We start from the raw sequence: 18,399 nt of genomic DNA on the forward strand, positions 1-18,399 counted from the left end.
GATTTGTTTTAATGTGTTGCAAATTGGCGTATCTCGTTTATAGAATATTATAGGGAATTTCCTGGAATTGATGCATCATATATTTAATTTATTTTATAGGTGATTCTTGCATATTGTTAAGTCATCGGATTCTGTGTCTGTAATTTACAATCCAAGATTGCAGATGGCTTTCCTGTATGGTTTTATCGCAGTCAGTGGATTTTTTATTGTTTTCCCGCAAATTGATTTGATCGTCTCACGGTATTTTTTCCGGTCGGGCGGTTTTTTCATCTCTCATGATCCCTATTGGAACGCATTGCGAAGTTTTCATCGGTTCAGCCAATGGTGTCTTTTGATATTCATGATTGTTCTGGTGGCAATCTATGCTTTGTGGCGGCAACCGATCTCGGCAGTGGCGCCGCATAAGCTTCTTTATATTACACTCACCTATGCCCTTGGTCCCGGTGCACTGGTGAATAGTTTGAAACCTCTCATCGGTCGGGCGCGACCGAGGGATATACTGGAATTCGGCGGCTTGGCTGATTTTACGCCTGCGTGGCAATTGGCGCATATGTGCCAGCGTAACTGTTCATTCCCTTCGGCTGAATCGTCGGCCGCCGCTGCCATGCTGTCGCTCTTAATCCTCGTGCCCGCACGTTTTCGGCTGAAAGCAGCGATAATTCTGGTGCCGGTTCTGGCGCTCATATCGTTGAACCGGGTGTTTATGGGCGCGCATTTCCTGTCCGATGTTGTCATCGCCTGGACACTTATCATTGGCCTTATGATCTGGCTCTGGCCAAGGATCGCCCGTCATGCCGATGCGATTGATGGCTGGGTGCGGTTCAAAGGTGAGAAACTTCGCAAGCGGCTCCATGTTCGCTGATTGACGCCGCCAAGCTGAGAGCCTAGTGTCGAACCATGTGACAGGTTTTGCCGGAACGAGTCCCCCGGCAATACCAAAAGGGAATGCGACGGACGGACCCAAGCCGGGCGTCTTTATCGCAGCCGACCCCGCGACTGTAGAGCGGAGAGGGAAGAGGCAAGCCGGGCGACCGGCAGCCACTGGAAATCAGATGGATTTCTGGGAAGGCGCTTCATTCCCCAAGACCCGCGAGCCAGGAGACCTGCCTGTTGCATGAGGGCATTGCGCCCGCACCCCATGGGAGGTTTTTCCCTGCTGCCTGCACGGAGGTTGTCATGGCTGCACATATGCGTAATTCTGTCTCCGACACACTTGCAATGCCGCTTGCCGCCCGTCTTGGAACGGCGGTCGTTTCGCTGCTACTCGGCGCGTTTCTGATCTACGGCGTGGGCCTAGCCCATTCCGATGCGCTGCATGATTCAGCGCATGATACCCGCCATTCCTATGGGTTCCCCTGCCACTGAGCAGCTGAACCGATTTTCGGGATTTTGAAGTTGAGCAACGCTCGATGGCGGACGGCCATCGGCGCGCCATTGCTGTTGAGGGACTGAAATGTTGATCCGTTATCTGTTGGCAACGCTTGCCGCCGGTCTTCTGGCCGGACTTCTGGTTACGCCTGCCATGTATCTGAAAACCGTACCGCTGATCATGCAGGCCGAAACCTATGAGGATGCGGCCGGCGGCCATCACCATGGCGAAGCGGAAGCCGCACCGCATGAACACGCGGCGGATGCTCAAGGCGAAGAGGGCGCGGAACTGCCCTTTGGCCGTCTGGGCAACACCATCCTTGCCAATCTCGTGGCGGGCGCGGGTTTCGCCCTGCTTCTGGGCGGGGTTGCTTTGCTGCTTGGCCGTCGCATCACGCTGCGGAACGGCATTTTCTGGGGGCTTGCCGGCTTTTTTGCCGTTGCCTTCCTGCCGGCCCTTGGCCTTTCGCCGGAACTTCCGGCCATGCCCGCCGCCGATCTCGCCGAACGCCAGCTCTGGTGGATCGCAACGGTGGTCCTGAGCGGCCTTGGGATTTATCTCCTCATCCTGCGGCAGGAGCTTTGGGCGAAGATTCTCGGTCTGGTTCTGATTGTCGCGCCGCATCTTTATGGGGCGCCGCACCCGGAGGATATTTCCTCGCCGGTCCCCTCCTTGCTTGCCTCGCAATATGCGGTAGCTTCGCTGGCGACCAACCTTTTCATGTGGGCGGCGATCGGGCTGGCGCTCGGCTGGTTCATTCAGCATTACGCATCCTGCGAGATTGAAGGCTGACGAATATGGCTTCGCCTGGAAAATGTATACTGGTTCTTGGCGGGGCCCGCTCGGGCAAGTCGTCCCATGCGGAAAAAATGGTTGAAGCCTCGGGGTTTCAGCCGCTTTATCTCGCAACCGGACGCGCCTTCGACACCGAAATGGAAAGCCGCATCGCGATCCACCGGGAAAGGCGCGGGCCGCAATGGCAAACGGTTGAGGAGCCGCTTGATCTGGCCGAAACCCTCAAGGCCCATGCGGCTGCGGGCCGGTTCGTTCTGGTCGACTGCCTGACACTCTGGATCACCAATCTGATGATGGCGGAGCGGGATGTGGCGGCGGAAACCGCCAGGCTTGTTGCCGCGCTGCCTGCGCTAACGGGGCCGGTGGTTTTCGTTTCCAACGAAGTCGGTCTTGGCATCGTGCCGGAAAATCGCATGGCACGGGAATTTCGCGATCATGCGGGTTTTCTGCATCAGGCAGTGGCCGCGGTCGCGGACGAAGTTTATTTCATGGCGGCGGGCCTGCCGCTCAAGATGAAGGGATAAGTCATGCAGGGACAGAAAATTCCGGCAACAGTCATCACGGGTTTTCTCGGATCGGGCAAGACGACCATGATCCGCAACTTGCTGGAAAATGCCAATGGCAAGCGCATCGCGCTGATCATCAACGAGTTCGGCGATCTCGGCGTCGATGGCGGCATTCTGAAAGGCTGCGGGATCGAGACCTGCCGGGAAGAAGATGTGATCGAACTCAACAATGGCTGCATCTGCTGCACCGTTGCCGATGATTTCATTCCGACCATGACCAAGCTTCTGGACCGGGAAGACCGGCCCGACCATATCGTGATCGAAACTTCCGGCCTTGCCCTGCCGCAGCCGCTGGTCGCGGCCTTCAACTGGCCCGAGATCAAGACGCAGGTGACGGTCGATGGCGTGGTGACGGTGATCGACGCCGCCGCCGTGGCGGAAGGTCGATTTGCCGACGATCATGACAAGGTGGATGCGCAGCGCGCAGCCGATGAATCGCTTGACCATGAAAGCCCCCTGGAGGAACTTTTTGAGGATCAGATTCATGCGGCCGACCTTATCGTTCTGAACAAGGCCGACCTGATCGACGCCGCGAAACTGGATGGCGTGAAGGCGGATGTGGCGGAGCGGTCGTCGCGCCGGGTGAACATGGTGCCGGCAAGCTTCGGCAAGCTTGGCGCGGATGTTCTGCTGGGGCTTGGCGTCGGTACGGAAGACGATATCGTCAACCGCCGCTCGCATCATGAAATCCATCATGAAGCCCATCATGGAGACGGGCACGAACACGATCATGACGAGTTCGAGAGTTTTGTGGTGGAGGCCGGTTCGGTTGCCGATCCGAAGGCTTTCGCGGAAAAGCTGAAGGCGGTGATCGCCGAACACGATATTCTTCGCCTGAAGGGTTTTGTGGATGTGCCGGGCAAGCCGATGCGCCTTGTGGTGCAGGCGGTGGGGCCGCGCATCGAACATTATTTCGACCGGCCATGGGGCAAGGATGAAACACGCTCGACCCGGCTGGTGGTGATCGGCTTGCATGACATTGACGAGGCAGCCATCGCCCAGGCCGTGAAAGACGCGGCCTGATGCATCTCCTGCTTGCCCAGAAGGGAACGATCAGCGACGGCAATGAAGCCGTCGATCTTGGCCAGACGCCGGGCGAGATCGTGTTCCTTTCCGCCGCCGACACGGAACTGGCGAGCCTTGCGCAGGCGCACCGGCTTGCGCCGGATATGCCGAGCCTGCGCCTGGCCAATTTTCTGAGCCTGACGCATCCCATGTCGGTGGATGCCTATGTGGAGCGCACCGCGCGGCACGCAAAGCTGATCGTGGTGCGGATCATCGGGGGCGAGACTTATTGGCCTTACGGGCTGGAAGCCCTGCATGCATGCGCCGTCGCTTGCGGCGCAAAGATCGCCGTGCTGCCCGGCGACGACAAGCCGGATCGCGGACTGGATCGGTTCTCGACAATCCCTGCCGCCGAGCGGGATGATCTCTGGCACTATCTGATCGAGGGCGGTGCGGCCAACACGCATGGCTTTCTTGCATATTGCAGGGCGCTAATTTCCGATTGCGAAAAGCCGGAGGCTGCCGCGCCGCTGCTGAAAGCCGGGCTGTGGTGGCCGGGCGAGACGGTGCCCTCTCTCATTTCCATTCAGCGGCACTGGCCTGATCGGGCCGCGCCGGTGGCGGCGATCATCTTCTATCGCGCGCTGGTGCAGAGCGGTCAGACACAGCCGGTGGATGCCCTGCTTGCTGCCTTGCAGGCGCGGGGGCTCAATCCGCTTCCGATTTTCGTATCGAGCCTCAAGGATCGCTTGTCCGCGGCGGTGGTCGACGGGCTGTTTGAGGATTGCCCGCCGGATATCGTGCTCAACGCCACCGGCTTTGCGATTTCCTCGCCCGGATCGGAACGCAAGCCCACCGTGCTGGACAAGCGCGGCAATATGGTTTTGCAGGTGATTTTCTCCGGCACGCCGAAGGCGGTCTGGCAATCCTCGCCGCAGGGTTTGCTGGCGCGCGATCTTGCCATGAATGTGGCTTTGCCGGAGGTGGATGGGCGCGTGCTTTCACGTGCCGTTTCCTTCAAATCCGCGCAACAGTTCGATGCTTCGGTGGAAGCCGATATTGTCACGCACGAGCCGCAGCCCGACCGGGTGGACTTTGTGGCGGAACTTGCCGCCAATTGGGTGCGCCTGAGGCGAAAGCCGCCGGCTGAACGGCGTATGGCGCTGATCCTTGCCAATTATCCGAACCGCGATGGACGGCTTGGCAATGGCGTTGGCCTCGACACGCCGGCGGGAACGGTGGAAGTGCTGCGCGCCATGGCGGCTGAAGGCTATCCCGTGGGGGAGGTGCCGGCCGACAGCGATGCGCTCATGCGCGCCCTGATGGCCGGTCCCACCAATGCGGCGCGCGACGGGCGGGAAATCCGCGAAACCATTTCGCTCAATCAATACAAGGCATTGTTCGGAAAACTTGCGCCTGTGATTCAGGTGGAGGTCGAGGCGCGCTGGGGTGCGCCCGAAAACGATCCTTATTTTGCGCGGGAGCTTGATGCCTTTGCGCTGCCCCTGATGCGGTTGGGCGAAACGCTCATCGGTATCCAGCCTGCGCGCGGCTATAATATCGATCCGAAAGAGACTTACCACGCGCCCGATCTGGTGCCGCCGCATGGCTATATTGCCTGTTATGCCTATCTGCGCGCGGTGGCGGGTGTGGATGCCGTGGTGCATATGGGCAAGCATGGCAATCTGGAATGGCTGCCCGGCAAGGCGCTTGCGCTTTCCGAAACCTGCTATCCCGAAGCCGTGTTCGGCCCGATGCCGCATATCTATCCGTTCATCGTGAACGATCCGGGTGAGGGCACGCAGGCCAAGCGGCGCGCGAGCGCCGTCATCATCGATCATCTGACGCCGCCGCTGACCCGCGCCGAGAGCTATGGACCGCTGAAAGACCTCGAAGCCCTTGTGGACGAATATTATGAGGCGTCGGGTGTCGATCCGCGCCGTCTCCTGCGGCTGAAAGGGCAGATACTCGACCTTGTGCGCGATATCGGGCTTGATCGGGATGCGGGCATTCACGACCATGACGACGAGGATATGGCGCTGCAAAAGCTCGACGCCTATCTCTGCGATCTCAAGGAGATGCAGATCCGCGACGGGCTGCATGTTTTCGGCCTTGCCCCACAAGCGCGCCTGCTGACCGATCTTCTGGTGGCGCTGGCGCGTGTGCCGCGCGGCATCCCGGTTTCGCTCGGCGGCGCGCCGGGCGACCAGAGCCTGCAACGCGCCATTGCCGCCGATGCGGGGCTTGGTGAAGGCTTCGATCCGCTGGACTGCACGATGGCGGAGCCGTGGGCAGGCGCGAAGCCGGAAATGCTGCTTGCGGCGAGCCCCGCCACATGGCGCATCGTGGGCGACACGGTTGAACGCATTGAAATTCTTGCCGCGCAACTGGTGGCGGGCGCGGTGCCATGCCCGAAAGGCTGGACGCAGACGCGGGCCGTGCTGCAAGCAATCGAAGAGCAGTTGCGGCCCATGGTCGTTTCGTGCGGGCCTTCGGAAATAGACGGCTTTCTGACGGCCCTTTCAGGCCGCTTCGTGCCTCCGGGGCCGTCGGGCGCGCCGACACGCGGGCGACCGGATGTTCTGCCGACGGGGCGCAATTTCTTTTCGACCGACAGTCGCGCCGTGCCGACACCGGCGGCATGGGAACTCGGCCGAAAATCCGCCGAGCTTCTGGTCACGCGCTACACGCAGGACCATGGCGAATGGCCGACCTCCTTCGGCCTGACGGCCTGGGGCACATCGAATATGCGCACCGGCGGGGACGATATTGCGCAGGCTCTGGCGCTGATCGGCGTCAAGCCGGTCTGGGACATGGCCTCGCGCCGGGTGACGGGCTACGAGATCGTGCCGCTGGCCGGGCTTGCCCGCCCGCGCGTGGATGTGACGCTGCGCATTTCCGGCTTTTTCCGCGATGCCTTCCCGGAACAGATTGCGCTTTTCGACAAGGCCGTGCGTGCCGTCGGCGCGCTGGATGAGGGTGTGGAGGACAATCCCATTGCCGCCCGCATGAAGGCGGAACAGGCGCGTCTTGTGGCAAGCGGAGCGGACCGGCAGACGGCGGAACGCCGCGCCGGATATCGCGTTTTCGGGTCGAAGCCGGGCGCGTATGGCGCGGGTTTGCAAGCCTTGATCGACGAGAATGGCTGGGCTGGCCGCAACGATCTTGCGGAAGCATGGCTCGTCTGGGGCAGCTATGCCTATGGCGCGGGCGAGGAAGGGCAGGCGGAACGCGGCCTTCTTGAAGAGCGGCTGCGCTCGGTTCAGGCGGTCGTGCAAAATCAGGACAATCGCGAACACGACCTTCTCGACAGCGATGACTATTACCAGTTCGAAGGCGGCATGGCCGCGACGGTTGAAAGCCTGACCGGCGCAATGCCATCCATCTATCACAATGACCATTCGCGGCCCGAAAAGCCGGTCATCCGCGCGCTGGAGGAAGAACTCTCGCGTGTCGTGCGCGGGCGCGCGGCCAATCCCAAATGGATCGCGGGCGTCATGCGCCATGGCTACAAGGGCGCGGCGGAAATCGCGGCGACAGTCGATTATCTTTTCGCCTTCGCCGCCACCACGGGCAAGGTCGGCAACCATCATTTCGAGGCGGTCTATCAGGCCTATATCGCCGACAAGACGGTGCATGATTTCATGGCGGAAAAAAACCCGGCAGCACTGGCCGAGACGGCGGCCAAACTCAACGATGCGATTGAGCGGGGCTTCTGGACGCCTCGCTCCAACTCCGCGCGGTTCGAGCTGGAAGTATTGGGCTCACATCTTCAAAAACTGAATCCGGAAAGGGCGATAAATGGCTGAGAAATCGGAAAAACTTCTTTCGATGACCGAAGAGGAGCTGAACGCCCGCCACGCGGACAAGATGCGCAAGAAGAAAGCCGCCCGCGACAAGATACAGGCGACCAAGACCGAGGAAAAAGGTCTGGTGATCGTCCATACCGGCAAGGGCAAGGGCAAGTCGACCGCCGGTTTCGGCATGGTTTTCCGTGCGCTGGGCCATGGGATGAAGATCGGCGTGGTACAGTTCGTCAAGGGGTCGTGGGATACGGGTGAGCGCTGGGTTCTGGAGAAATTTCCCGAGCAGGTGACGATTTCCGCACTGGGCGAGGGCTTTACCTGGGAAACGCAGGATCGCACGCGCGATATCGCCATGGCGCGCGGCGCCTGGGAACAGGCCAAGGCGATGATTATGGATGACAGCTACGATATGGTGCTCTGTGACGAGCTGAACATCGTGCTTCGCTATGACTATCTGCCGGTCGAGGAGGTGATCGAGGTGCTGCAAGCCAAGCCGGAGATGAAGCACGTCATCATCACGGGCCGCAATGCCAAGGACGAGTTGATCGAGGCGGCAGACCTTGTGACCGAAATGGAGATGATAAAGCACCCCTTCCGTTCCGGCGTGAAGGCGCAGAAAGGCATTGAGTTCTAATGGTGGACAGCTGGCAGTTCTGGGCGCTGATGTCGGCGGTTTTTGCCGCGCTGACGGCGATCTTCGCCAAGGTGGGCATTCAGGGCATCAATTCGGATTTTGCCACGCTCGTGCGCACGCTGGTCATCATTGGCGCGCTGTGCCTGTTCCTGACCGTGACCGGTCAATGGCAGAAGCCGGGCGAGATATCCGCCCGGTCATGGCTGTTCCTTGTGCTGTCGGGGCTTGCCACCGGCGCATCGTGGCTTGCCTATTTTCGCGCCCTGCAAATCGGGGATGCTTCGCGCGTGGCCCCGGTCGACAAATTGTCGGTCGTGCTGGTTGCCCTGTTCGGGGCGGCATTCCTTGGCGAGCGCATGTCCACCATCAACTGGTTAGGCATTTTGCTGATCGGCTGCGGCGTCGTTCTGGTCGCGCTTCGGGTTTAGATTCCCATCCACTGGCGCAGCGGATTGGTTCCGTCCATCAGGAGGCGCACCGCCAGCGCAAGGCTGACCACGATCAGAAGCGGCTTGATGATGCGCGAGCCGACCTTCATGGCAAGGCTTGCGCCGATCTGCGCGCCGATGAATTGCGCAATGCCCATTGAAATGCCGATTTTCCAGTTGATGACGCCGACCGCGGCAAAGGTGGCGAAACCGCCAATATTGGAAGCGCAGTTGAGAAGCTTCGTGTGCGCCGTCGCTTTCAACACGCCGTAGCCTGCAAGCGCCACGAATGCCAGCATGAAGAACGAGCCGGTGCCCGGCCCGAAAAGGCCGTCGTAAAAGCCGATCAGCGGCACCAGCGTCACACCGAACAGGAACGGGCCGATGCGTCGCGCGCGGTCCACATCGCCAAGGCTCGGCTTGACGGCAAAGTAGATCGCGATCGCGATGAGCAGGATCGGCAGCGCCGCGCGCATGATGTCCACCGGCAGGACGGTTGCGAGGAGTGCGCCCAGCACGGAGCCCAGAAGCGAGGCGAGCGCTTCCGGCCATTGCTGGAGAATGTTCACATGTCCCTTGCGCGCATAGGCGATGGTTGCCGATGACGAACCGAACAGGCCTTGCAGCTTGTTGGTGCCAAGCGCCTCGACGGGCGGAATGCCGGCCAGAAGCAGGGCAGGGATGGTAATCATGCCGCCGCCGCCGGCGATCGAATCGATGATCCCGGCAATGAATGCCGCAGCCGTCAGGAGCAGGGTAAGCGTGTCGAAGAATTCAAGCATCGGGGGAGCCCAAGGGAGAGGTTGGCGCACCATAGAACAGCGGCCAGCCGAACGCCAGCCGAACAAGGATGGCCTTTGAAGAAAGCCGGGGGCATTCGGCGCAATTGTTTTCCTGCGCATCCGGCGTTATTCATTATATGAATATGAAAACCATCGGTTTTGAGGGGTTCCATGAGCGAGAGCATCTTTGAGCGGATTAGCGCTTTTCTCAGCAGGAAAAGCGCCGTGCAGCGTGTGGCCGATGATCCGGCTCTGGCTTCCGAACTGCTTTTGCTGTTGCATGTGGTGTTTGCCGATGGCGACCAGCATCCGGCCGAAATAGCCGCATTCAAGGAAATCGCGGAAAAGAATTTTGGCATTCCGCCGGAAGAACTTCCCGAAGTGGCCGAATATCTCAAGGATTTCGGCTATGAGACAACCACGAGGCAGGCTGCCAATATGCTGGCCGAAATGGCGCCGGAGCGGCGTTTCGCCCTTTTGAGCGATCTCGTGAAGATTGCATGTTCGGATCATCGTCTGGACCGTTCTGAAACCACCATGATCCAGCGCATTGCCGATACGCTCGGCGTCAAGCCGGAAGAACTGCATAAGGTGCGGCAGGCTTCGCCCTGTGGCTGATCCGCGTTTCTATCTTGGGATGGGCGGCTCGTCGGGCGTTGTTTTCGATGAGCTTCTGGCCCTTGCCGAAGCGACCCTGACACAAGGCGGATGTGTGCGGCCCGATGCTCTCGCGACGCTTAGCGTGAAGCGCGCCGAGCCTGCATGGGCGCGGCTTGCGGCCCATTATGGCTGCGAACTCCGGTTCTTCGAGGCTTCACGGCTGGAAGAAGAAACGCCAAGGTTGAAGACCCCGTCCGAAACAGTCTTCAAAGCCGTTGGATGCCATGGCGTGGCGGAGGCCGCGGCGCTGGCTGCGGCAGGTCCCGCTGGCTCTCTCCTGGTCGGGAAGGTCTCGTCGGCCCGGTCCACCGCCGCGCTGGCAAAGGTTCCGGCGGTTCTGCATCGGGGCGAGGTCTGTCAGCGTCCGCGCTTGAGGAAAGGAAAATCGTGACTGTTCATTTCATTGGCGCCGGTCCGGGCGCGGCCGATCTCATCACCGTGCGCGGCCTGCGCCTGATCGAAAAATGCCCGGTCTGCATTTATGCGGGATCGCTCGTGCCTAGGGAAGTTGTGGCCGGGGCGCCGAAAAATGTGCGCCTGGTCGACAGCTCGTCGCTGACGCTGGATGAGATCATTGCTGAAATGAAAGCCGCCGATGCGCAAGGGCTCGATGTGGCGCGGGTGCATTCGGGCGACCCGTCGATCTATGGCGCGATGGCGGAACAGATGCGCCGGCTGGATGCGCTTGGCATCTCCTATGACGTGACGCCGGGCGTGCCGGCCTTTGCGGCTGCTGCGGCTGCGATGAAGCAGGAACTGACCATTCCCGAAATCAACCAGACCATCATCCTGACGCGCACCTCCATGAAGTCGTCCGCCATGCCGGAAGGCGAAGACCTTGCGACACTTGGACGGTCGGGCGCAACGCTGGTGATTCATCTGTCCATTCGCAATCTTGCAAATATAGAAAGCGAACTGACGCCGCTTTACGGCGCCGATTGCCCGGTGGTCGTCGCCTATCGGATTGGCTGGCCGGATGAGCGGATCTTGCGCGGAACCCTGTCGGATATCGCCGGAAAAGTTGCCGCATCCGGGCTCAAGCGCACGGCAATGATTTTTGTCGGGCGTGGGCTGGACCCCAAAAGTTTTCGCGATTCGGCGCTTTATCATGAGGCGCATAGCCACGCGGCGCGCTCAAAAGTTTAAAATAGAACGCGCAGATGCGACGGCTTCCGTCGTCGTTGCAACCATGGTTTTTGCGGCAATGAACGGGCGGGCAATCATCATGACCGGGAGATCAAGGGCGCGGGCGGCTTTAATCTTGGCGTAGGAGACGGTTCCGCCCGAATTGCGGCTGACGATCAGGCCGATGTTCCGCTTCGCGAGGAAATGCTTTTCCGCAGCGTAATCGCCGGGTCTTGCCAGAACGATTTCACAATGTGGTGGAAGCGCCGCGTCCGGCGGATCGATCATGCGGATGACGAAATGCGCATCGGCACGCTCCGCGAAAGGGGCGATGTGCTGGCGACCGAGCGCCAGAAAGACGTTCCCGCCCGGAGGGATGGCGCGCGCGGCTTCCGTTTCGCTTGCGACATCGATCCAGTTGTCGCCGGGCTGCTTTTCCCACACCGGGCGCTCCAGCCGGATGAGCGGGATTTTCGTCGCTTCCGTGGCCATGACGGCATTTTGCGAAATGTGCGCGGCATAGGGATGTGTCGCGTCAATCACAAGGTCGATCTTTTCGGCCCTGATATAGGCGGCAAGACCATCCGCCCCGCCAAAACCGCCGCTTCGAACCGGGCCGCTCAGCTTCGCAGGCGTCGCGGTGCGGCCCGCAAGCGAGGTGATCGCCGTAACCGGCAGGGCCGCGAAAGTGTCGGCAAGGCTTGCCGCTTCCGTCGTGCCGCCGAGGACCAGTATTTTCGGCTCAGACGCGGGCAAGGATATTTCCTGTACGGTCGGTCACGATAATCTCGACCTCGACGGGCGCTCCGCGAAGGGTTTCGAGCGCTGTTTCCCTTGCCTTCAGTGCAATCGGCGTTGCCATGTCGAGGCCAATTGATCGCGTCAGTTCAAGCACTTCGAGCGCCGTATTCGCAAAGAGAATCCGGTCCTTCATGCTTTCGGGCGCGCCAGCCTGTTCGGCAATGACCCAGAGGAAACCCTTATCCACCTGCGAGCGCGAGGAATGGAGGTCAAGCGCGCCCTGTGCAAGCTTGGTGAGCTTGGCAAAGCCGCCTGCGATCGTCAGTTTGTCGATCGGGTGGTCGCGCAGATATTTGAGAACGCCGCCTGCAAAATCACCCATGTCGAGAATGGCGAAATCCGGCAGGTCATAGAGCGCCTGTGCGGCATCTTCCGAGGTGGAGCCGGTTGCGCCGAGAACATGTTTCTGCCCGGCGGCGCGTGCAACGTCGATGCCGCGGTGAATGGAATGAATCCACGCCGAACAGGAAAACGGGTGGACCACCCCTGTGGTGCCGAGGATGGAAATGCCGCCGACAATGCCAAGCCGCGGGTTCCATGTCTTCCTGGCGATCTCCTCGCCGCCCGGCACCGATATCGTGATCACGAGGTCGGCGGGCAGGCCATATTCGGCGCAGATCTGTTCGCAGATTTCGGTCATCATGCGGCGCGGGACCGGGTTGATCGCCGCTTCGCCGGGGGGGATTTGCAGGCCGGGCCGCGTGACCGTGCCGACGCCTTCACCCGCGCGGAAGACGATGCCGGTTCCGGGCGGCGCCGGAAAGACCGTCGAGATGATGGTTGCGCCATGCGTCACGTCCGGGTCGTCGCCCGCATCCTTGACGATGCCTGCCATCGCATAGCCATCGCCCAGCCCCTCATAGGCAAGCTGGAAATAGGGCACTTCCCCCTTGGGCAGGATTATGCCGACGGGATCGGGAAATTCGCCGGTGATAAGCGCGCTCAAGGCTGCCTTGGTGGCGGCGGTTGCGCAGGCGCCGGTCGTCCAGCCGCGCCGAAGTTCGGCTTTTTCCGGTTTTTTATTTGCAGGGGCGGTTTCGTCGTTCATGGACGCCTTATAATGTATCTGATAGCTGTGCCGCCAGATGGAATAGTGGTTGATGAATATGAACAAGGCTGAAGAAACGGCAGCATGTGTCATTGCGAGAAGCAAGGTGATGCTGCCTGCGATGGAACCCGGCCATGTCTGGCTTGTGGGGGCCGGGCCGGGCGATCCCGGTCTTTTGACCCTACACGCAGTCAACGCTTTGCAACAAGCGGATGTGATCGTCTATGACGCGCTGGTCGATGATGCCTGTCTTTCCTTGAAGAACGAGGCCGCCGTGCTGGAATATGCCGGCAAGCGCGGCGGCAAGCCGTCGCCGAAACAGCGCGATATTTCCCTGCGGCTTGTCGAGCTGGCCAGACACGGCAAAAAGGTGCTGCGGCTCAAGGGCGGCGACCCGTTCGTGTTCGGGCGCGGTGCCGAAGAAGCGCTCACGCTCGTTGAGCACGGTGTTCCATTCCGCATCGTGCCGGGCGTCACCGCCGGAATCGGCGGCCTTGCCTATGCGGGCATTGCCGCGACCCATCGCGATATCAATCAGGCGGTAACGTTCCTGACCGGCCATGATGCAACCGGCGCCATGCCCGATGGCGTCGATTGGGTGGGCATTGCCAGATCGTCGCCTGTCATCGTCATGTATATGGCGATGAAGCATATCGGCCTTATCGCCCGGCGGCTGATCGAGGCCGGGCGCTCGCCGGATGAGCCTGTTGCGTTTGTATGCAATGCCAGCTTGCCTGACCAGATCGTGCTTGAAACAACACTGATGCAGGCTGCAAAAGATGTTGAAGCGGCGGGGCTGACCCCGCCCGCCATCGTGGTTGTGGGCGAAGTGGTGCGCCTTCGCGCCGGGCTGGACTGGATCGGCGCAATGACGGGCAAAAGCCTGACCAGCGATCCGCTGGGCAAGGGAAAGCAAAAGCAGGGAGCGCAGAACGCATGAAGGGTTTCATGATAGCAGCGCCGGCTTCCGGGTCCGGCAAGACAACCGTGACGCTCGGCCTGTTGCGGGCCTTGAGGCGCAGGGGCGCGGTGCTTGCGCCTGTAAAGGTCGGCCCGGACTATATCGACCCCGCTTTTCACAAGGCGGCAAGCGGTGCGGATTGCTTCAATCTGGACCCTTGGGCGATGCGCCCGGAGCTCATCAGCGCGCTTTCCTCCCGCATGACCGAAAGCGGCGCCAGACTGTTGGTTGCCGAGGGCATGATGGGGCTCTTCGACGGGGCGCTGGACGGCAAGGGGACTTCCGCCGATCTGGCGCGGCTTCTCGATCTGCCGGTCGTGCTGGTGGTGGATTGCGCCAAGCAATCCCAATCCATCGCGGCGCTGGTCTGGGGGTTCAGCCAGTTTCGCAAGGATGTGCTGATCGCGGGAATTATCCTCAATCGCGTGGGCAGCTCCCGGCATGAGGCGATGCTGCGCGGCGCGCTGGAGCCGCTCGGCATTCCGGTTCTCGGCGCCCTGCCGCGCGATGCGGCTCTTGTTCTGCCGGAAAGGCATCTGGGGCTGGTGCAGGCGGGCGAACATGCCGATCTTGAAAGCTTTCTCGACCATGCCGCCGATGTGATGGAAACGCATATCGACCTGGGCGCGCTTCACACCATCTGGTCGCGACCGAAGCGCTTTGACGCAATGGCCAATGTTGCGCGCCTGAAGCCGCTCGGCAACCATATCGCCGTTGCCCGCGACGATGCATTCGCCTTTGTCTATGCGCATCTGCTTGAAGGCTGGCGCAGGCGCGGCGTGGAGATTTCGTTCTTCTCGCCGCTTGGCGACGAGATACCGCGACAGGAGGCTGACGCGATCTATCTGCCGGGTGGCTATCCGGAATTGCACGCAGGACGTCTGGCGGAGGCCGGGCGGTTTCAGGCGGGCATCCGCGAGGCCGCAGGCCGTGGCGTGACCATCTATGGCGAATGCGGCGGCTACATGGTTCTCGGTGAAAGCGTGCAGGATGCGCAGGGCACGAAACACCCGATGCTGGGCCTTTTGCCGCTTGAGACGAGCTTTGCAGACAGAAAGCTGCATCTTGGCTACCGCGTGCTGGAACCGCTTGAAGGTGCGCCATGGGCCGGGCCCTTGAAGGCGCATGAATTTCACTATGCCAGCATCGTGCGGGAAGGGAAGGCCGGCCGCCTGTTCCGGGTCCGCGATGCGGCGGGGGATGATCTTGGGGAAGCGGGCTTGCGGGCGGGTTCCGTTTCAGGTTCCTTCATGCATGTCATCGATTTTTGCGGAGAAAAGGCTTGAGCGCCGAAATCGAGCATGGTGGCGCGCTCGACAAGGCCATCGCGCGTTTTGGCGGCAGGTTTCAATACTGGCTCGACCTTTCGACGGGCATCAATCCCGAGCACTTTCCGCTTCCTGCGCTTGCGCCCAAAATCTGGAACCGTTTGCCGGATGAGGGGCTGCTGCGGGACACGCTGCGGCTGGCGCGCAGCCATTACGGTCTGAACAAGAACGCTGCGATTGTTGCAGCGCCCGGCACGCAGGCCCTGATCCAGCTTGTTCCCACACTGCTTGCGCCGTCGACGGTTGCCGTCCTCGGCCCGACCTATCAGGAACATGCGGCCTCATTTGCCGCCTGCGGCTGGAAGGTCGCGCCATGCGCGACGATCGACGATATCCCGGACGAGGCGACAGCGGCGGTCATCGTCAATCCGAACAATCCGGACGGGCGCGTGGTTTCGAAAGCTGCGCTTTTGCATCTTGCGCGAAAGCTCGGCGCGCAGGGCGGCTTTCTGGTCGTGGACGAGGCCTTCGCCGATGCGCATGCGGATGTCAGCGTCGCGGGCGAGGCAGAAGACGCACCGATGATCGTGCTGAAATCATTCGGCAAGTTTTTCGGGCTTGCGGGCGTGCGGCTGGGCTTTGCCATCGCCGCAATGCCGATCGTCGAGGCATTGACGCGGTTGCTCGGCCCATGGGCGGTGTCCGGCCCGGCGCTCGCAATCGCCAGCCATGCCTTCAGCGATGCCGCAATGCTTTGCGATTATCGCGCCCGTATCGACCTGCGGCGGCGAAGATTGTCGGCTGTTCTGGAAACATGCGGCCTGAAGGAAATCGGCGGCACGGCGTTGTTTTCGCTTGTCGAACACGCGGATGCAGCCGGGATTTATGCCCGATTGTGCGAGCGACATATTCTGGTCCGGAAGTTCGATTACGCCCCGCACTGGTTGCGCATTGGCCTGCCGCTGGATGACATGGCGCTCGCGCGGTTTGAAAAGGCGTTGAAATTTTGATTCAGTCTTTCTGGTCAAGCTCATGGAAATAAAGCTTATTGTCCTTTCACTGGCGCTTCTGCTCGATCGCCTTGTCGGCGATCCGCCGCTTCTTTGGCAGAGAATTCCGCATCCCGTCGTTCTGTTCGGAAAAGCGATTTCGTGGGGCGAAAAGCGCTGGAACAGCCGCAATCTTCCTGCCGCCGCGCTTCGCCGAAACGGCATGTGGCTGACGATCGGGCTTGTCGCTGCCTGTGTGCTGCTTGGGCTCGTCCTTGAAGTGTTGCTGCCCTTTGTGGGGACAGCAGGCGCGGTGGCCGAAATTCTGATCGTGACCGTGCTGCTTGCGCAGAAAAGCCTTGCCGACCACGTGCAGGCGGTTGCTCATGCGCTGCGTGAGGAGGGCATCGCGGGCGGCCGCCGGGCCGTATCGATGATCGTCGGGCGCAATCCCGAACAGCTCGATGCAGGCGGCGTCAGCCGCGCCGCGATCGAAAGCCTGGCGGAAAATGCGTCGGACGGTATCGTCGCCGCGGCATTCTGGTTTCTGGTCGGCGGACTGCCGGGCCTTTTTGCCTACAAGCTCATCAATACGGCCGATTCCATGATCGGTCATCTGAACGACCGTTACCGTCATTTTGGCCGGTTCGCCGCAAAGCTCGACGATGTCGCCAATTATATTCCCGCCCGGCTGACGGGGCTGCTTGCTTCCCTTGCCGCCGCGATCACGAAAGACAGGCTTTCGGGACGGGAGGCATTTTCCGTCATGCGCCGCGATGCGCGCCTGCATCGCTCGCCCAATGCGGGCTGGCCGGAATCGGCCTTTGCCGGCGGTCTGGGACTGGCGCTTGCCGGACCGCGCCAATATGGGGCGGAAAAAGTCGAAGGCCCGATGCTGAACGCATCCGGCAAACGTGATGCCGATGCCGATGATATCGACGCGGCGCTGCATCTTTTCTGGTCGACGATGAGCCTGACGACTGGACTGGTGATCGCCGCAAGCCTGATTGGGCTACTTGTCGGCTAGCACGAAGCGCTTGCCGTCGAAACGCTGGAGACGGTTCGGATTGTCGGTCCGGATGCCGTCGCCGCCGAACCTGATCGTGCCGAGGACGGTTTCAAAGGATTGATTGCGAAGCATGTCGATGACCGGCTCTTTCTGCGCGTCTGCGCGCCGGATCGCGTCGGCCGCAATTTCCGCGCTGGCATAGCCGATGATTGCATAGGCATCCGCAAGTTTCCCTGCCTGACGCAAGGCATCGATTGCGGGCTTCGCGGTTGAAAGATCCTGCGGGCGCGGGGGCGCGATCATCAATGTGCCCTGGCTCAAGGGCCGGGGGCCGGGAGCGGCCTCCAGAAGGCTGCCGCCGGCGATCGTCAGCGGATAGTTCAGCACGGCAGCGCTTGCGCCTATGGCGGCAATATCGTCGCGCTCGCCGCCGACATAGACATGGGTGGCGCCCGCGCGCCGCAACCGGGCGACCAGCGCATTCTGGTTATCCAGCCCTGGCCGATAGGTGTCGGTGAAGACCGGCTGCAACTGTTGTTCCTTGAGGTTTGTCAGAACGCGCGCCGCGCGTTCGCGTCCTTCAATCGTGCCGTCATCAATGATCGCGAAGGGTTGCGCGCGCCATAGGCTGCCGAGAAAGCTTCCTGTCGCCTGCGTTTCCTTGTCGAGCCCGGTTGCGAGACGAAATACCGGCAGCGGCGCCAGCGCGCGTCTTTCGGTCAGCGTCGGTTCGCTGACGCCGGATACCACGACAGCTATATTGCCCGCGGCAAGAACCGGAAGGGCTGCCTCAAGCGCTTCGGGGCACAGGAAGCCGGTCGCGACACGCACATTTTCCTTCACGAAACGCTCCGCCGCCGCCTTGCCGCCTTCCGCGTCGCAACGGTCATCGGAAATGACGAGTTCCGCGCCTTTGGCCGTGGCCGCGACGCGGGCGCCTTCCGCCAGCTGATTGCCCAACGGAGCGAAGGTCCCCGACAAGGGCGCTGCAAGCCCGATGCGCATATCCTCGGCCTGCGCCAGTACGGAACCGGCCAGCAATGTCAGGATGATGCCCGCCAGCGCCGCAGCCGGACGTTTCCAAAGTTCGATCACGTGATCCGTCTTCATTAAACAATTCGTGGTATTTTCAACGAAAAGTGGGTAGCTGTTT

Annotated in this window: 19 protein-coding genes and 1 riboswitch; of the genes, 15 read left to right on the plus strand and 4 right to left on the minus strand. The window is 61.1% G+C overall.

Annotated features, from left to right (window positions below; genetic code table 11):
• Positions 1-163 precede the first annotated feature (163 nt).
• The 8 genes from AVM02_RS04080 (at position 164) to AVM02_RS04115 (ending at position 8,603) form a co-directional block, all read left to right on the plus strand.
• Entirely contained in the window at positions 164-862 is a 699-nt protein-coding gene (locus AVM02_RS04080) for a phosphatase PAP2 family protein (protein WP_411505746.1), read from the plus strand.
• A gap of 25 nt (positions 863-887) precedes the next feature.
• A riboswitch (cobalamin riboswitch) is annotated at positions 888-1,126 on the plus strand.
• A gap of 50 nt (positions 1,127-1,176) precedes the next feature.
• The gene (locus AVM02_RS04085) at positions 1,177-1,365 is read left to right on the plus strand and encodes a CbtB domain-containing protein (RefSeq protein ID WP_411505747.1); all 189 of its coding nucleotides are present in this window, start codon (positions 1,177-1,179) and stop codon (positions 1,363-1,365) included.
• A gap of 88 nt (positions 1,366-1,453) precedes the next feature.
• Positions 1,454-2,161, plus strand: a complete 708-nt coding sequence (locus AVM02_RS04090) for a CbtA family protein (RefSeq protein ID WP_411505748.1) — start codon at positions 1,454-1,456, stop codon at positions 2,159-2,161.
• A gap of 5 nt (positions 2,162-2,166) precedes the next feature.
• Positions 2,167-2,688: a bifunctional adenosylcobinamide kinase/adenosylcobinamide-phosphate guanylyltransferase gene (gene cobU, locus AVM02_RS04095; RefSeq protein ID WP_411505749.1), complete on the plus strand. Its 522-nt coding sequence runs from the start codon at positions 2,167-2,169 to the stop codon at positions 2,686-2,688.
• 3 nt (positions 2,689-2,691) lie between these two features.
• Positions 2,692-3,753, plus strand: coding sequence for a cobalamin biosynthesis protein CobW (gene cobW, locus AVM02_RS04100; RefSeq protein WP_411505750.1), 1,062 nt, complete (start codon positions 2,692-2,694; stop codon positions 3,751-3,753).
• Complete coding sequence (gene cobN / locus AVM02_RS04105; RefSeq protein WP_411505751.1) at positions 3,753-7,544, plus strand: cobaltochelatase subunit CobN; 3,792 nt, start codon at positions 3,753-3,755, stop codon at positions 7,542-7,544. Before cobW ends, cobN begins: the two co-directional genes overlap by 1 nt.
• A complete protein-coding gene (gene cobO / locus AVM02_RS04110) occupies positions 7,537-8,175 on the plus strand; it encodes a cob(I)yrinic acid a,c-diamide adenosyltransferase (RefSeq protein WP_411505752.1) in 639 nt (212 codons plus the stop codon). The genes cobN and cobO overlap by 8 nt, the downstream gene beginning before the upstream one ends.
• Positions 8,175-8,603: an EamA family transporter gene (locus AVM02_RS04115; RefSeq protein WP_411505753.1), complete on the plus strand. Its 429-nt coding sequence runs from the start codon at positions 8,175-8,177 to the stop codon at positions 8,601-8,603. The genes cobO and AVM02_RS04115 overlap by 1 nt, the downstream gene beginning before the upstream one ends.
• On the opposite strand, the gene AVM02_RS04120 is transcribed toward AVM02_RS04115, so the two are convergent.
• Positions 8,600-9,385: a TSUP family transporter gene (locus AVM02_RS04120; RefSeq protein ID WP_411505754.1), complete on the minus strand. Its 786-nt coding sequence runs from the start codon at positions 9,383-9,385 to the stop codon at positions 8,600-8,602. The genes AVM02_RS04115 and AVM02_RS04120 overlap by 4 nt on opposite strands.
• A 171-nt stretch (positions 9,386-9,556) precedes the next feature.
• Between AVM02_RS04120 and AVM02_RS04125 the strand changes: the two genes are divergently transcribed.
• From AVM02_RS04125 to cobM, 3 genes are read left to right on the plus strand one after another with little or no spacing between them, the layout of a single operon-like run.
• Complete coding sequence (locus AVM02_RS04125) at positions 9,557-10,003, plus strand: TerB family tellurite resistance protein (protein ID WP_411505755.1); 447 nt, start codon at positions 9,557-9,559, stop codon at positions 10,001-10,003.
• Complete coding sequence (locus AVM02_RS04130) at positions 9,996-10,436, plus strand: cobalamin biosynthesis protein (protein WP_411505756.1); 441 nt, start codon at positions 9,996-9,998, stop codon at positions 10,434-10,436. Before AVM02_RS04125 ends, AVM02_RS04130 begins: the two co-directional genes overlap by 8 nt.
• The gene (gene cobM / locus AVM02_RS04135; protein WP_411505757.1) at positions 10,433-11,191 is read left to right on the plus strand and encodes a precorrin-4 C(11)-methyltransferase; all 759 of its coding nucleotides are present in this window, start codon (positions 10,433-10,435) and stop codon (positions 11,189-11,191) included. The genes AVM02_RS04130 and cobM overlap by 4 nt, the downstream gene beginning before the upstream one ends.
• Here cobM and AVM02_RS04140 read toward each other — a convergent pair.
• Together AVM02_RS04140 and AVM02_RS04145 are read right to left on the minus strand one after the other, a co-directional pair.
• On the minus strand, positions 11,180-11,926 hold the full coding sequence (locus tag AVM02_RS04140; protein WP_411505758.1) for a cobalt-precorrin-6A reductase: 747 nt from the start codon (positions 11,924-11,926) through the stop codon (positions 11,180-11,182). The genes cobM and AVM02_RS04140 overlap by 12 nt on opposite strands.
• A complete protein-coding gene (locus tag AVM02_RS04145) occupies positions 11,913-13,019 on the minus strand; it encodes a cobalt-precorrin-5B (C(1))-methyltransferase (RefSeq protein WP_411505759.1) in 1,107 nt (368 codons plus the stop codon). Before AVM02_RS04145 ends, AVM02_RS04140 begins: the two co-directional genes overlap by 14 nt.
• Before the next feature lie 58 nt (positions 13,020-13,077).
• On the opposite strand from AVM02_RS04145, the gene cobA reads away from it, so the two are divergent.
• Genes cobA through cbiB form a run of 4 tightly spaced genes read left to right on the plus strand, consistent with a single transcriptional unit; the run spans position 13,078 to position 17,264 of the window.
• Positions 13,078-13,959: a uroporphyrinogen-III C-methyltransferase gene (gene cobA, locus AVM02_RS04150; RefSeq protein WP_411505879.1), complete on the plus strand. Its 882-nt coding sequence runs from the start codon at positions 13,078-13,080 to the stop codon at positions 13,957-13,959.
• Positions 13,956-15,266, plus strand: coding sequence for a cobyrinate a,c-diamide synthase (locus AVM02_RS04155; protein ID WP_411505760.1), 1,311 nt, complete (start codon positions 13,956-13,958; stop codon positions 15,264-15,266). Before cobA ends, AVM02_RS04155 begins: the two co-directional genes overlap by 4 nt.
• Positions 15,263-16,258: a threonine-phosphate decarboxylase CobD gene (gene cobD / locus AVM02_RS04160; RefSeq protein ID WP_411505761.1), complete on the plus strand. Its 996-nt coding sequence runs from the start codon at positions 15,263-15,265 to the stop codon at positions 16,256-16,258. Before AVM02_RS04155 ends, cobD begins: the two co-directional genes overlap by 4 nt.
• A gap of 22 nt (positions 16,259-16,280) precedes the next feature.
• Positions 16,281-17,264, plus strand: coding sequence for an adenosylcobinamide-phosphate synthase CbiB (gene cbiB, locus AVM02_RS04165; RefSeq protein WP_411505762.1), 984 nt, complete (start codon positions 16,281-16,283; stop codon positions 17,262-17,264).
• Here the strand turns inward: cbiB and AVM02_RS04170 are convergent.
• Complete coding sequence (locus tag AVM02_RS04170; RefSeq protein WP_411505763.1) at positions 17,250-18,356, minus strand: branched-chain amino acid ABC transporter substrate-binding protein; 1,107 nt, start codon at positions 18,354-18,356, stop codon at positions 17,250-17,252. The genes cbiB and AVM02_RS04170 overlap by 15 nt on opposite strands.
• Between the last annotated feature and the right edge of the window lie 43 nt (positions 18,357-18,399).

This window comes from Brucella anthropi, assembly GCF_046630315.1.
Lineage (GTDB): Bacteria > Pseudomonadota > Alphaproteobacteria > Rhizobiales > Rhizobiaceae > Brucella > Brucella anthropi_A.

Excerpts from the sequence above, each read along its gene's own strand:
- AVM02_RS04080 (WP_411505746.1), top strand. The coding sequence starts at position 164 with ATGGCTTTCCTGTATGGTTTTATCGCAGTCAGTGGATTTTTTATTGTT.
- AVM02_RS04085 (WP_411505747.1), top strand. The coding sequence starts at position 1,177 with ATGGCTGCACATATGCGTAATTCTGTCTCCGACACACTTGCAATGCCG.
- AVM02_RS04090 (WP_411505748.1), top strand. The coding sequence starts at position 1,454 with ATGTTGATCCGTTATCTGTTGGCAACGCTTGCCGCCGGTCTTCTGGCC.
- cobU (WP_411505749.1), top strand. The coding sequence starts at position 2,167 with ATGGCTTCGCCTGGAAAATGTATACTGGTTCTTGGCGGGGCCCGCTCG.
- cobW (WP_411505750.1), top strand. The coding sequence starts at position 2,692 with ATGCAGGGACAGAAAATTCCGGCAACAGTCATCACGGGTTTTCTCGGA.
- cobN (WP_411505751.1), top strand. The coding sequence starts at position 3,753 with ATGCATCTCCTGCTTGCCCAGAAGGGAACGATCAGCGACGGCAATGAA.
- cobO (WP_411505752.1), top strand. The coding sequence starts at position 7,537 with ATGGCTGAGAAATCGGAAAAACTTCTTTCGATGACCGAAGAGGAGCTG.
- AVM02_RS04115 (WP_411505753.1), top strand. The coding sequence starts at position 8,175 with ATGGTGGACAGCTGGCAGTTCTGGGCGCTGATGTCGGCGGTTTTTGCC.
- AVM02_RS04120 (WP_411505754.1), bottom strand. The coding sequence starts at position 9,385 with ATGCTTGAATTCTTCGACACGCTTACCCTGCTCCTGACGGCTGCGGCA.
- AVM02_RS04125 (WP_411505755.1), top strand. The coding sequence starts at position 9,557 with ATGAGCGAGAGCATCTTTGAGCGGATTAGCGCTTTTCTCAGCAGGAAA.
- AVM02_RS04145 (WP_411505759.1), bottom strand. The coding sequence starts at position 13,019 with ATGAACGACGAAACCGCCCCTGCAAATAAAAAACCGGAAAAAGCCGAA.
- cobA (WP_411505879.1), top strand. The coding sequence starts at position 13,078 with ATGAACAAGGCTGAAGAAACGGCAGCATGTGTCATTGCGAGAAGCAAG.
- AVM02_RS04155 (WP_411505760.1), top strand. The coding sequence starts at position 13,956 with ATGAAGGGTTTCATGATAGCAGCGCCGGCTTCCGGGTCCGGCAAGACA.
- cbiB (WP_411505762.1), top strand. The coding sequence starts at position 16,281 with ATGGAAATAAAGCTTATTGTCCTTTCACTGGCGCTTCTGCTCGATCGC.
- AVM02_RS04170 (WP_411505763.1), bottom strand. The coding sequence starts at position 18,356 with ATGAAGACGGATCACGTGATCGAACTTTGGAAACGTCCGGCTGCGGCG.